Genomic DNA, 12,883 nt, shown 5'->3' with positions numbered 1-12,883 from the left:
CCGCCGCATCGGAGCGGCGGTGCGGGCTCTCCCAAGAAAGCAACGTCAGGCCCTTTGCAGTCTCCAGGTCCTGATTTCGAACGGCATGATGTCGGCGGGTCCTTTCCGCTCCATCGGCTCTTCGAGAATGTTCAGCGGCTGCGAGGCCGACCATCCGGAAGGCAGGGCAAGGGAGAGGCGGCCGCGCCGGCCGGCGGGTTCGTAGAGGCGCAGGATCAGGCCATCGCCCTCCTCGGCCGGCTTCAGGCCCGAGAAGGCGACAGGGGTGCCGGCGATGGTGAGTGGCGCGAAATTGCCGGCGGAGAGATCCTTGGCTTCGGTCGCGACGAGCGGCTGGTTGAGATCGATCGCCTCGTCGAGGACGCCGCCTTCATGCCAAGCGCCTTCATGCGGCATCAGCGCATAGGTAAAGCTCTGTTCGCCTTCGTCTGCCAGCGGATCAGGATAGATCGGCCCGCGCACCAGGCTCATGCCGATCACGTTGCCACGGGCGCTGTGGCCGTATTTGGCATTGTTGAGCACTGCGACGCCGAAGCCGGGTTCGCTGATATCGACGAAACGATGGGCGACGGCCTCGAACATTGCCTGCTCCCAGGAGGTGTTCGTGTGCGTTGCCCGCTCGACGAAGCCGAAGGCGCATTCGAACGTGGCCTTGCGAGCCCGGACGTCGACCGGGTTCAATGTTCGTAGCAGGGTGCGGCGGTCATGCCAGTCGATCGTCGTTTCGATATCAAGCCGTTTGGCGTTGGCTGTCAGCACATAGGTCTGGGTGACGCTTGAATTGCGGTATCGGTGGATGACGCGGATCGCCGCGCGGTGCGGGCCGCTTTCGACGAGGGCGATGCTCTCCGGCGCCTCAAGGCGGACGGCCTTTTCGGCATAATCCGCATCGATATCCCAGGCGTCCCAATTGCGCGGCTTGTCGGCCGGATAGACCCAGAGCTGGTTGGCCGAGCCGTCGACCGCTTGACGGCCCGTCGCCTTGTGGATGAGGCTCGCAACCGCGCCATCCTTGCCGATGATGACGGCGAGATGGTCGTTTTCGAGGCGGTCGGGACCGGCCTTCAGCCCACCCGCCGGCCGGAGTGCGCGCTTGTCGAAGACCGCGACGGATAAGGGGGCGACGATATCCTCGGCAGAGACGACAGTGCCGTCGGCAAACGTGGCGCTGAGCGCCCGCGGCGCAAGCGACGGATTGACAACGACGAGCGCATCAGCAATCCCGCCCTTCGGCAGATTGGCCGACAGCACTTGCAATGCATTTGCCTGCTCGTTCCTCGCATTGTCGATGACGCCATCGAGCTCCTGCTCCGCATCCTGATAGACTTCATGGATGCTCGAGCCCGGCAGAATGTCGTGGAACTCGTTCTTCAGCACCACGCGCCAATCCGCTTCGAAGCTTTTGGGCCTGTCGGCGCCCAGCAAATGCGCCAGCGACGCCAGAGTTTCAGCGGTGATCAGCGCCCGCTCCGCCTGGCGATGCTTGCGCTTGACGCCGCTTTGGCTCGTCAGCGTGGCGCGGTGCAATTCGAGATATATTTCGCCGTCCCACACAGGAAGGCTCTTTTCCCCCGCGGTGCGGTGCGCCTGCTCATAGAAGCTTTTGACCGTGCCCCAGCGCGCCTGCGGGATGGCCGGGAAATCACGCAACTGCACTTCGCGCTCGACCATTTCAGGCGTCACGCCGCCGCCGCCGTCGCCGTAACCTACAGCCAGAAGCGAGGTCTCATGCTGCGTCTTGCCGCGGAAATTCTTCCATGTCGGTACGTAGCAATCGGCCTGCACGAAGCCGTTATAACCTTGCATCGGATTGTCGAAGGTGTGGGTCAGCACCCGGCTGCCGTCGAGGCCCTTCCACCAGAAGAGATCGGAGGGAATATGATTGGTCTCGCTCCAATTGACCTTGATAGTGAAGAAGCTGTCGATGCCGCCTTGCCTCAGTATCTGCGGCAGAGCGCCGGAGAAACCGAAACAATCCGGCAGCCAGCAGACCGTGTGGCGCGTGCCGAAGGTCTTTTCGAAATAGCGCTGGCCGTAGAGAACCTGGCGGACGAGGCTTTCGCCGGTCGGCATGTTGGTGTCGGGCTCCACCCACATGCCGCCGACGGTTTCCCACTTTCCTTCCGCGACCTTCTGCTTGATGCGTTTCAGAAGCTCCGGGTCTTCCTCTTCCATCTGCGCGTAATAATGGGCGGTCGATTGGTTGAAACGGAAATCGTCGGAACGCTCCATCAGCGACAGCGCCGTATTGAAGGTGCGCCGCATTTTGCGCCGCGTCTCGCGATAGGGCCAAAGCCAGGCGAGATCGATATGCGCATGGCCGGTCAGCAGCAATTCGCCATTCGGGGGAAACCGCTTCTGCAGCGCCTTCAATCTTGCCGTCAAAGCCTCGAAGGCAGAGGCCGCCGAAGCGCTCTGCTCGTCGGTCAGTCCTGCGGGATTTGCCTCAAGCTCCGGCAGTTCCCAGATCTTCTGCTGCATCACGGCGTCCGACGTGCGGGAGACATAAGCCGCCGTATCCGAGGGCCAGTCGAGGTTGCGAAGCGCATGCTCGGCCGCCTCCATCAGATGCGGCACGACGTCATGCTCGCCCAACACGTCGATCGCTTCGGTAACCTGCTTCAACAGAAGATGCAGACGATGCGCCGGACCGTCGAGCCAGATGAACCGGGCCTTGTTCAGCCTCGGCGCCCGGTTCGGCTCCCCGAACGGAAAGCGGGCGACGCTTTCCGTCGCAATCTGGAAGCGGCGCCCCTTGACCGGAAATTCCTGATGGTAGGGATCGAGGCCGAATGTCTCGCTCTGGCCATCGGGATAGCTCAGCGTGATCAGGCTCTCGCCGCCGAGATCGAGCTGCAGGCGGATATCTTGGAGAGGCCAGCCCGCCGGGGCTTCAGCGCTCGCGGCAAAATGTACGACGCCCCGACGATGCGGCCAATCCTGCTGATGGCCGATCGACTCGCCCTCAAATGTCCAACCCTCGATCGCCGCACTTTGTCGATCCCGCCAATGCGCCAGCTCGGCAATGCGGACTTTGAGGCCATTGAGGCGTTGGGTGATAGTCAGAGACATGGCTTATCCTGTTGAAAATCGACGGCGAACGATCCGGAATCATGGCTTAGGGCGATGAAGATGGTGCGACAGAGACCGCGAAAGCTCGGTCCCGCTCCTCCAAGAGTTCCGAGCCCGTTAGATTAAGTAACTTTGATTTCCCGTCAAGCCCGAAGGAAATTCATTCGACGCCATTCTTGTCGATGTCCCAATCTCATTTCCATTTATCCCAGCTTCCTTTCCCAATGTTCGATAAGTCGCTTCCACCCGTTCAAAAAGGAGGCGAACGAACTCTGCTGGCTGCCAAAGCACCGAGAGGGATGATTGCCCGAAAGGAGACAACAGCCGCGACGCCGACCGCCGGGCTGGCCCCGGTCGAGCGGAACGCCACCGACCTGGTTCTCGAGCGCCGGGACGAGGATCGCTGGGAGGTGACGGTGGCAACGCCGCGAGGCTTGTCGTGGGTGAGAGATCACTTTTGCTGCCCGTTGAGGCAGTCGTTCAACGGAGCCATGTGCCTCGACATCATGAGCGCCGACCGTCTCCTCAAGGAAGCCCACATCGAAGGTCTGACGACCGAGTTTATCGGCCTGTCTGGGAAGGACGTCTACTGACATGTACGCCACCGTCTGCGCCATCGGCCGAGGATCGTGACGCATGCTCCGGTTCATCGAAACCACCCGCATGTAGGTCGCTCCCGACGGGAGCCGTCACCCCGTTCTTGCCGCGGAGGGACCGACGTCTTCGATGGCCGGGCGGGACTGCTGCGGCCGGCGTTGCAGCCAACGCCGAGAACAGACTGACGGAGGCGCCGCGGTCGACCGTAACCGCCGTGGCGCTCGCACATTGACGCCTGAATGAGTCGCCGAGAGCACCTTTCGTACCGTCTGACAGCAAACGGACAGCTGGAGAATTCTATTGCTCGGTTCGTCGCCCGGTTGGGTGTAAGCAAAGGACCGCATGATTATGTTGAAACTGATGACCGCAGTCGCAATCGTCGCTTCAGTACCGGCACTGGCGTTGGCCAGCCCGAGTTGTACAAAAGAGCCGAAGTCCAAGTGGATGTCGGAGAACGCCATGAAGGCGAAGATCGATACGCTCGGCTACAAGGTCAAGACCTTCGAAGTCACGGGAAACTGCTATGAAATCTACGGCAAGGACAAGGAGGGCAAGCGAGCCGAGGTCTACTTCAATCCGGTATCCGGTGACATCGTGCAGAAGGGCGATTGAGCGATGACGGTGATCTCGTCGACGAAGGGGGGCGTATCGCCCTCCGACACCGCACAAAAGAGCGTCAAGGTCTGGGACCCGATCGTCCGTATTTTCCATTGGACCATTGTCACAGCTTGCACACTCAACCTTTTCATCCTGGAGGAAGGGAAATACTGGCATCGCATCACTGGTTACGTGGTGGCGGGAGCGATCATCGTTCGTCTCGTCTGGGGCCTTGTTGGCACGAAGCATGCGCGATTCACCGAGTTCTTTCCGACACCGCGCAAGGTCAAGGATCAAATCAGCGGGATCATTCAGCGCAAAGAGAAGCGATACCTCGGCCACAATCCGCTGGCATCGATGATGATGCTCTTGCTTATCGCTCTTCTTGGGGCAACTGCCCTGACAGGCTGGATGACGACGTGGGACGCCTTCTGGGGCGAAAAATGGCTTGAACAATTGCACGGCACCATCGCCAACAGCATTATGGTTCTCGTCTTCGTCCACGCTGGCGCTGCTATTTTGGAAAGCTGGAGGCATCGAGAAAATCTCGTCTGGTCGATGGTTACGGGTCGAAAGAAGGCATGAGGATTCTGCTCATCGAGGACAGCGCCCGGCTTCGTGGGCTTCTTTGCGAGGCAATCCGGGATGAGGGTTGGAAGATCGACGCGTTCGAGACCGCACAGGAGGGACGCGTGGCCCTTCGAGAAGGGGAGTACGACCTGCTGCTGCTCGATCTCGGTCTCCCTGATGAAGATGGGATCGACGTTCTGAAGTCGCTCAGGGATGCGGGCACCCAGACGCCAGTGCTTGCCTTAACTGCAAGAGGTGCGATCGACGAACGGATCGCCGGACTTGATGCCGGCGCTGACGACTATCTGGCTAAGCCGTTCCACAACGGCGAACTCACTGCGCGGATACGCGCACTTATCCGCCGGTCGCCCGTCACATCCATGCCAGGATTGCTCGAATTGCTGATGCGCAATGGTGGAAAAGTTGTCGCCAAAGCCAGGATTGAGCATACATTCTCGGAATTTGGCGATGAGAGAAGCAGTAACGCTGTCGAACTGGCCGTATCCCGTCTCAGAAAGAGGCTAGAGAGGCACAATACCCACTTATCAATCGAGACGATCAGGGGCGTGAGCTATCTGATGCGTGAGGTGCGTGATTGAGCCAGTCGCGCGCGACGCTAGGGGCCATTCTCGCTCGCCGGATCGCGTTCTTCGCGCTCTTCGCCATGCTTCTGCAACTTGCCATCGTCTTCTCGGACTACTACTGGAATGTTGGTGAGCTATCTCGATTGTTCGTTGAGCAGGAAACAGAGCGGCTTGCGGCCGGGATCACAGTGGAAGAATCCAGCATTCGCTACCGTCTTCCAGATAGTGTGCAGCAACGTTACCATAAAGGAGACAGCGGTTATGTTGCCCGAATTCGTGCAGCAAACGGTGCGCTGGTGTTCCAATCGTGCGACGCCGCCTGTGAGGATCGCTTCCTCCCAACCGATGTGAACCCTCCGGACTTCTGGCTGCGATCTTTGGTACCTGGAAAGCCTCTGTCGCTGGTCGGCGGGCGGGCGTTCGTAATTGCTAATCAGCGCTTCCTCGTCGACATCGCGACAATCGGTGATCCCTCTGACATTATGTCTGACGTCCTCTGGAACGAGGTGATTGAACACCTGATTGTGCCGATGAGCATTCTCCTCGTGCTCGTACTTGGTGGAACCTTGTTGTCTGTCCGCCAAGCATTGCGGCCGGTCCGAGCTGCCGCAGATGCAGCCGACCGGATTGACCCTATGGATTCACGTTCGCATTTGGACTTCGACCAAATGCCGCGGGAAGTTGCGCATCTTGCAGCCGCAGTCAACCGCGCCTTCGAGCGCGTTGGCGAGTTGATGATGTCGCAGAAGGTCCTGACATCCGGGATCGCCCACGAAATCCGAACACCGCTTGCGGCGCTGAAGTTGGAACTCGGTCATATCGATGATCCCCGTGCCAGGAGGGCAGAAGCCGACCTTGATGACCTGGTGAACTTCGTTGCTCAGCTTACCGCCCTTGCTCGGCTCGACAGCGTTGATCACGGCATGTTCGAGGAGGTCGACCTCGTGGAGCTAACATCATCCGTCGTGGCGCAACTAGCCCCCTGGGTTTACGAAAACAAACATTCGCTGGAGTTCTTCAGTCAGGTCGAAAGCACCATATTCAGGGGTGCGCCTTCTCTTCTAAGAGACGCGGTTCGCAATTTGATCGAGAACGCCGTCAGGCACACCCCTGATCACACCGTGGTGATAGTTTGTGTGGGCAACGGCACCATCGCAGTCGAGGATCGCTCCCCCAAACTCTCGCCGCTTCATAAAAGCGCGTCCAGCCCCCCTGACAGCCTTGGGATCGGGCTGAAGATTGTCGGACGCATAGTAGAAATACATCAAGCGTCGTTCTCGACATCACGATCGAATTCTGGACATATCGTCGAATTGGACTTCCGATAAAGCGGTGCGCTTTGCACGATTTGCACTCAATACCGCGCGTTTCTGCCAGATTATGGGGTGATCTATGGCATTAACTCGTCGATCTTGCTCTGCTTGTGGCTATTGGCGGTAAGCGTCGCGGTCAGGTAGGCCAGCAGATCGACGGCGAGCTTGCAGATCTTGATAAGCGAGGCGATGATCGCCCAGTTCTCAGCCCCTGCGCCATGCCGTAACCGGTGTTCCGATGCCACATTGCGCTGGCTGCCCTAATCCGTGATCGACTCTATGGATGCGCAACGGAAGTTACTCCGGAGGTCGATGGCCTTGAAGGACGCGACAAATGTGCGCCGGTTGCGGTCATCGTCGAGTCATGATGGCCGCTCGAACGGTCTTCAGAAAGTCCGCGTACTTAACGCCGCTCGCGCGGATAACGACCTGTTGCGCAATCATGAGACCAAACAGCATGTAAAGGAACGAAAACAGCCACCAGAGCGGGCGCATAAGGTCGTGCTGGATCACGTAAATGAACGTGTAAAGAGAGATCGGAAACAGTACGAAGGCTGCGGTGACCAAGCCGGGCGAATAGAAGTGCTTCATCCGAAACATTCTGATCATAGCCGTATGCATCACCACTTCCATGATGCCGAGCATCATCGAGGACATTGCGAGAAACGGGACATTTGGAAAGAACAGTGGCACAAAGGCGATGACCAGCACGTAGGCGGCCGTGACGACTTCTCCAAACCAGCGGCTGCTGGCCGTGAAGTGGAGATGCTCGGTGATCAGTTCCACGAAGCCGCCGGGAAACCGCCCTTCCTCCCACAGGTGCATGACCAGTCCGATGAAGAACAGGCCGGACATTCTCTGAAGGACGGTTAGTGCCTCCCAGTTCACGCCGACATAGATTGCCACGCCGACGCCGAGCGCGGCCATGACGTAGAGATTTCGTTCGAGAATGAATCGGATCATGGCGTGGGTTCCTTCTGGTAGGGAATTGATGCGGCCATGCCGCGCAGGATCGTTTCCGCGTGTTGGCTGGCGAGGGCTTCAAGATCGGGCGCATCGGCCCTCGAACCGAACGCCTCGTGATAGAGGAGTGCCACCGAGATCGGGCCGATTATCGAAAAGGCATACAGCCTTGGATCGCCCGGCCTCACTTCGCCTCGGTCCTGGGCTTTGGCGACCATGCCTGCAATGAGATCGAGCATTCGTGCCGCCAGTTCATCATGCCAGACGGCGGCCAGATCGGGGAAGGCACGGCCTTCGGCAAGCATCACGCGGGCCAGACCGGGCAGACGATCATCGCCCAGGCTTTGAGCGGCCCGTTTGAGCAGCATCGGCACGAATTCGGCGAGCGACCCTTCGAAGGCCTTGCCAGCTTTCTCGACCACTTCAAGATGGTTGGTGAGCAGGTGTTGGACAACTGCACGAAACAGGGCCTCCTTGGTATCGAAGTAGCGATACAGCGTGCCTTTCGCGACGCCCGCCCGCCGTGCCACGTCGTCGAGTTTGGTGTTGGCAAACCCGTTTTCCGCAAACAGCGCCATCGCAGCATCGACGATCTCGGAAGGTCGAGCGTCTTTACGGCGGTTCCACTTTGGTTTCGCGTCTGTCATCGGCGACCCTGCTGCGAATGCCCGTCCTTTAGCCATGGAATGAGTGGCGACCACAGGAAGTTGAACAGTTGAATGCCGATCAGCGTGTCGCCCGAGATCAGGCCTCGCGAGAAAGCCACCAATGATGCAGCCAACACGCCGTTCACCAGTAGCCCGGCCAGAAAGATGGTAGCGATGCCTGACCTTCCGATGAGCGGGTTCTTCCAGGTGGCGAAGGCGACCCAGACAGACAGCGGAAGCAGCACGACGAACGCCGTGAGGACGCCTGGATTGTAGTCGCCCGTCGCTGCAAACATGCCGATATGGGACAACGCATTGACGAAGTGGACACCGTAGAGGCCGAGGCCGACAAGCGGATACCGGCGGCTCAGCAACGCGCAGATCAGGCCTGCGATCCAGATCACCGGAATGTTGATCGCGACGTACAGGGACGGAGGGTAAGCACAGTCCGGATAGGGCGGTTGCCCGAATGTCGCGCAGACGAGATTAGGAAATGCGAAGAACTGCCCGAGCATGTCGACGCCATACTCCTCCGTCTGGTGGAGCATGTACCCGGCGGGAGCAAGCCAGGCCAGCCATCGGGGATCACGCCAACGCGACACGCTTCTTTCGCCTCGTAGCGCATCAGTCCCGAACAGCACCACGAGGAGGATCGCTGCAATGAATAGCCCGATCCACGGCCAGTTCATATCGAACCATCCAAAGGGCATGTGAACTCCTGTCTCGATGCTACAAACGGGCCTTGCATTGACGATTTGACTTGAAGAGAGCATAAATGACTCTGAAGTCAATTACGAGAACTGATCGTTCATCGCCATCCGCAAAGGAACAAGCTATGACCACTCCTGTTTTCGCCATACCTGAATCTACCCCGTTTGAAGACCTGCTTTCCCTGAAAGGCCGCCGTGCCATTATCACGGGTGGAACGCGCGGGATTGGCGAAGCCATCGTGCTGAGGCTCGCCCAGGCGGGTGCCGAGGTCGTCGTAACGGCGCGAGGCCAGGAAGCCCTCACCAAGATCGAGGAAAAGGTGTCGGCCTTCGGCGGGCGTGCCATCGGTTTGCGGGCCGACGCCAGCAAAATGGAAGACGCGAAGCGTGTGATCGATTTTACGGTCAGCAAGCTCGGCGGCGTCGATATTCTGGTCAACAACGCCGCCGTCTTCCCACCGCGCCTTTCGGTCGAAATGACTGAGGAGATTTGGGATCAGACCGTCGATACTGATCTGAAGGGTCCGTTCTTTCTCTCCAAGTTGGCGGCACTCGAAATGATCCAGGCCGGTCATGGCGGACGCATCATCAATGTGCTCTCGACAGAGATATTCAAACCCACCGGCTTCCTCGCCCCCTACGGCGCGGCGAAATCCGGACTGATGGCAGTAACGCAATCGATGGCGGTGGAACTCGGGCCACACGGTATTCAGGTCAACGCGGTCATTCCGGGTGCAACGATGACCGCCGAGCGGATTGCCATGATGCAGAATAGCGCGACCAAGGCACCGTTTTCGGATGCGCCGACCGACGCTCCGCTGACGCTCGCCAAGCAACAGGAATTGCTGGAGAAGGGCGGCTTGGCCGAGCATTTGGGCAACATGCCGCTCGGCCGAACCGGGTATCCTGACGACCTTGCCAAGGCCGTACTGTTCATGGCGTCTGATCTGGCGAGCTATGTGAATGGAACCTCTCTGACCGTCGATGGAGCGCAAACTCTTCGATGAAACCAAGGGTTCTCGGAGAGCATAACTGGTGGAGCTTCTCTGCGAACGCTTGGACACTGGTTCATGATGGCCTTCTTTATATGTGCTGTTCCGCCCGATAGTTCCACGGCAAAAGTTCTTCGATGTGCCTCTGCCTGTGACCCTCTACGATGGCAGTGAGCGTAGCGCTCAGATATGTGAACGGATCGACATCATTGAGCTTGCACGTCTCAACCAGCGAGGCGATGGTCGCCCAGTTCTCCGCCCCAGCGTCATGGCCAGCAAACAGAGCGTTCTTGCGGTTTAGCGCTATCGGTCGGATCGTTCTTTCGACGCTGTTGTTGTCGATCTCGACGCGGCCGTCGGTCAGGAACACGCACAGGCCATCCCAGTATTTGGCGATGTAGGCGAGCGCCTCGCCAAGCGGCGACTTGCCAGCGACACGGGCACGATGTTGGCTCAGCCAGGTCCGCATGTTAGCGATCAACGGCGCTGACCGTGTCTGCCTTCCAGTCAGACGTGCGTCGGGGTTGAGACCGCGCAGCTCGGCTTCGATGCGATAGAGTTCGCCGATCCGCTTCACGCCTTCCTCGGCAATAGGCGCTGGGCCAGTGCGGGTGATCTCGACCAACTTCCGCCGAGCGTGCGCCCAACAATATGCAAGCCGGATGTCCGGGCCTACTCGGTCCGGTGCCACTAGGCGATTATATCCGGCATACCCATCGACTTGAAGGATGCCCGTGAACCCATGCAATATCCGTTCGACATGCTGCCCACCGCGACCGGGAGCATAGGTGAAGGCTACTGCAGGTGGAGCACCGCCGCACCATGGTCGGCCGTCACGAGCCAGCGCCCAGAAGTATCCGGTCTTTGTTTTGCGGGAGCCTGGATCGAGCACCGGTGCACGGGTCTCGTCCATGAACAGCTTCGTCGAACGCTTCAGATCGGCAATCAATGCGTCGAAGACCGGGCGCAATTCGAATGCTGCCCGGCCGACCCAATCTGCCAGAGTGGATCGGTCGAGATCAATGCCTTGGCGACTGATGATCTGGGCCTGACGGTAAAGCGGCAGATGATCGGCATATTTGGACACCAGCACATGGGCGATGGTCGCTTCCGTCGGCAACCCGGCCTGGATCAATCTTGCACGCGCGGGAGCCTGGGCAACGCCGTCGGAGCAGGAACGGCAGGCATATTTGGGACGACGGGTGACAAGAACACGGAACTGCGCCGGGATGACATCCAGCCGCTCGGATACATCTTCTCCGATGCAATGCAGGCCTCCGCCGCAGGCGCAGTTCAGGCTTTCCGGCTCGATGATCTCTTCAATGCGCGGAAGATGAGCGGGCAGAGAACCACGATTGGCGGCGCGTGGTTTGGGGGGCGGCTTTCCCGAAGGGCTGTAGGCCTCGTCTTCGGTGTGGATGGCCGCAATTGCCGTTTCCAGGTCTTCTAGTGCCAGATCGAACTGCTCGGGATCAGCCTTCTCGGATTTGCGGCCAGAGGCCGCCTGCTTGAAAGCGGCGACCAACTTCTCCAGCCTTTCGATCCGCTCGTCCTTGCGAACTTCACGCGCCTGAGCCGCGATCAGCATCGCCTTCAGGGCAGCGACATTGTCAGGAAGATCGGCGGCGTCCAACATGGTCGAAGTCTATCAAAGCCAGCTTCACTTCGCCGTTGGAATTTGCCGCCCGAGTCATCGTGACGCACCTATTCGATGGCTTCCGGCGCTCTCTATTCCACAGAACGGACCCGACGCCAGTCGAGCCCTGCAAACAGCGCCTCGAACTGAGCATGGCCCAGGGTCATCAGGCCATCCTTGATGCCTGGCCACGTGAACGTGTGCTCCTCCAAGCGCTTGTATGCCATCACCAGACCACTGCCATCCCAGTAGATCAGCTTCAATCGGTCTGCTTTGCGCGACCGGAATATGAAGACCGTTCCGGTAAATGGGTCTTTGTGCAGCACATTCTTGACCAGTGCCGCCAAGCCATCATGACCTTTGCGAAAGTCGACCGGCTTGGTTGCCACCATGATCCGTACACGGTTCGACGGAAAGATCATGCTGGAACCGCGCAAGCACGCGCGACGGCAGCAATCCGAGCAGCCGATGCGCCTTCTTCCAGGCGGATAGTGACAGAACCGATGACGATCTCAGGGCGACAAGCTTCTTTGTCCAGCGACTCCAATGCAGGCGGATCGACAATTACCGCTGCAAACTCCACCGCATCCTCGGGTGCGGGTAGAACCAGCTTGCCCTGTCGTGCCATCGTACGCCACGTCGAAATGCGGTTGGCCCGCAATCCATACCGTTCGGCGACCTCACTCACCATCACGCCGGGCCGCAATGTCTCTGACACGATCTGAGCTTTAGCTTCATCGGGCCAATGACGCTGACTCTTCCGTCCAGCCTTCTTGGGTGTGAGAAACTCCGTTGTAGACTCCATGGAGAAACTCCCCGCTCTTCCGTGAAAAAGCGATCACAGATCAGGGTGGCGAGGGCAACGTGGGAGCGAGACAGCGGTTACGCCATGCCCGACAAAAAGAGCGTCCTTCCGTTTGAGAGCCGTCCCCCGTTCATTCCGCCCAAGTCGGCGATGAAGTGGAAGTTCATTACCCTTGGCATCCGTATTTCGGTCAGAAGGTCTGTGTTCGTCGCGTCGAGCGGTGGGCGACAGGTGAGTTTTTCGGGTCTTAGGTCCGACCGGTGTCGTAATCGCGATGGCCGGATGGATGATTAATCCTATGACCTGTGCCGGCAAGACGATGGGGCCGGCCCGTCGACACTCCCGCTTCGGTTCACGCGTGTGCGAGCAATCGGTTCCAGGTCATCGTTTTGATCGG

Annotated in this window: 14 protein-coding genes; 6 read left to right on the top strand and 8 right to left on the bottom strand. The window is 59.2% G+C overall.

Annotation, left to right across the window (positions count from 1 at the left end):
* Positions 1 to 45: 45 nt before the first annotated feature.
* On the bottom strand, positions 46 to 3,072 hold the full coding sequence (locus tag J3O30_RS25190) for a glycoside hydrolase family 38 C-terminal domain-containing protein (protein WP_207584508.1): 3,027 nt from the start codon (positions 3,070 to 3,072) through the stop codon (positions 46 to 48).
* Between the two features lie 176 nt (positions 3,073 to 3,248).
* On the opposite strand from J3O30_RS25190, the gene J3O30_RS25185 reads away from it, so the two are divergent.
* The 5 genes from J3O30_RS25185 to J3O30_RS25165 all read left to right on the top strand — a co-directional run bounded on the left by J3O30_RS25185 (position 3,249) and on the right by J3O30_RS25165 (position 6,748).
* Positions 3,249 to 3,665: a hypothetical protein gene (locus J3O30_RS25185; protein ID WP_246762820.1), complete on the top strand. Its 417-nt coding sequence runs from the start codon at positions 3,249 to 3,251 to the stop codon at positions 3,663 to 3,665.
* Positions 3,666 to 4,014: 349 nt separating this feature from the next.
* Positions 4,015 to 4,281, top strand: a complete 267-nt coding sequence (locus J3O30_RS25180) for a PepSY domain-containing protein (RefSeq protein ID WP_207585185.1) — start codon at positions 4,015 to 4,017, stop codon at positions 4,279 to 4,281.
* A 3-nt stretch (positions 4,282 to 4,284) separates the two neighbouring features.
* Positions 4,285 to 4,851: a cytochrome b/b6 domain-containing protein gene (locus tag J3O30_RS25175; protein ID WP_207584507.1), complete on the top strand. Its 567-nt coding sequence runs from the start codon at positions 4,285 to 4,287 to the stop codon at positions 4,849 to 4,851.
* On the top strand, positions 4,848 to 5,435 hold the full coding sequence (locus J3O30_RS25170; protein ID WP_207584506.1) for a response regulator transcription factor: 588 nt from the start codon (positions 4,848 to 4,850) through the stop codon (positions 5,433 to 5,435). The genes J3O30_RS25175 and J3O30_RS25170 overlap by 4 nt, the downstream gene beginning before the upstream one ends.
* Positions 5,432 to 6,748: an ATP-binding protein gene (locus J3O30_RS25165; protein ID WP_207584505.1), complete on the top strand. Its 1,317-nt coding sequence runs from the start codon at positions 5,432 to 5,434 to the stop codon at positions 6,746 to 6,748. The genes J3O30_RS25170 and J3O30_RS25165 overlap by 4 nt, the downstream gene beginning before the upstream one ends.
* A gap of 62 nt (positions 6,749 to 6,810) precedes the next feature.
* On the opposite strand, the gene J3O30_RS25160 is transcribed toward J3O30_RS25165, so the two are convergent.
* The 4 genes from J3O30_RS25160 to J3O30_RS25145 form a co-directional block, all read right to left on the bottom strand.
* The gene (locus J3O30_RS25160; RefSeq protein WP_221166908.1) at positions 6,811 to 6,978 is read right to left on the bottom strand and encodes a hypothetical protein; all 168 of its coding nucleotides are present in this window, start codon (positions 6,976 to 6,978) and stop codon (positions 6,811 to 6,813) included.
* A gap of 106 nt (positions 6,979 to 7,084) precedes the next feature.
* Positions 7,085 to 7,696 carry an HXXEE domain-containing protein gene (locus J3O30_RS25155; RefSeq protein WP_207584504.1) on the bottom strand — a complete coding sequence of 204 codons (612 nt, stop codon included), beginning with the start codon at positions 7,694 to 7,696 and terminating at the stop codon, positions 7,085 to 7,087.
* Positions 7,693 to 8,343: a TetR/AcrR family transcriptional regulator gene (locus J3O30_RS25150; protein ID WP_207584503.1), complete on the bottom strand. Its 651-nt coding sequence runs from the start codon at positions 8,341 to 8,343 to the stop codon at positions 7,693 to 7,695. The genes J3O30_RS25155 and J3O30_RS25150 overlap by 4 nt, the downstream gene beginning before the upstream one ends.
* A complete protein-coding gene (locus tag J3O30_RS25145) occupies positions 8,340 to 9,053 on the bottom strand; it encodes an HXXEE domain-containing protein (RefSeq protein ID WP_207584502.1) in 714 nt (237 codons plus the stop codon). Before J3O30_RS25145 ends, J3O30_RS25150 begins: the two co-directional genes overlap by 4 nt.
* 125 nt (positions 9,054 to 9,178) lie before the next feature.
* On the opposite strand from J3O30_RS25145, the gene J3O30_RS25140 reads away from it, so the two are divergent.
* The gene (locus J3O30_RS25140) at positions 9,179 to 10,060 is read left to right on the top strand and encodes an SDR family oxidoreductase (protein ID WP_207584501.1); all 882 of its coding nucleotides are present in this window, start codon (positions 9,179 to 9,181) and stop codon (positions 10,058 to 10,060) included.
* A gap of 76 nt (positions 10,061 to 10,136) precedes the next feature.
* Here the strand turns inward: J3O30_RS25140 and J3O30_RS25135 are convergent, their stop codons facing one another.
* The 3 genes from J3O30_RS25135 to J3O30_RS25125 form a co-directional block, all read right to left on the bottom strand.
* Positions 10,137 to 11,681, bottom strand: a complete 1,545-nt coding sequence (locus tag J3O30_RS25135) for an IS66 family transposase (protein WP_207584500.1) — start codon at positions 11,679 to 11,681, stop codon at positions 10,137 to 10,139.
* Positions 11,682 to 11,773: 92 nt separating this feature from the next.
* The gene (gene tnpB / locus J3O30_RS25130; RefSeq protein ID WP_207584499.1) at positions 11,774 to 12,103 is read right to left on the bottom strand and encodes an IS66 family insertion sequence element accessory protein TnpB; all 330 of its coding nucleotides are present in this window, start codon (positions 12,101 to 12,103) and stop codon (positions 11,774 to 11,776) included.
* Positions 12,100 to 12,486 carry a transposase gene (locus J3O30_RS25125; protein WP_207584498.1) on the bottom strand — a complete coding sequence of 129 codons (387 nt, stop codon included), beginning with the start codon at positions 12,484 to 12,486 and terminating at the stop codon, positions 12,100 to 12,102. Before J3O30_RS25125 ends, tnpB begins: the two co-directional genes overlap by 4 nt.
* Positions 12,487 to 12,883: the final 397 nt, after the last annotated feature.

This window comes from Rhizobium sp. NZLR1 (assembly GCF_017357385.1).
Classification (GTDB): domain Bacteria; phylum Pseudomonadota; class Alphaproteobacteria; order Rhizobiales; family Rhizobiaceae; genus Rhizobium.
The sequence above is the reverse complement of the archived record's forward strand: the minus strand, read 5'-3'. Positions and strand labels throughout refer to the sequence as shown.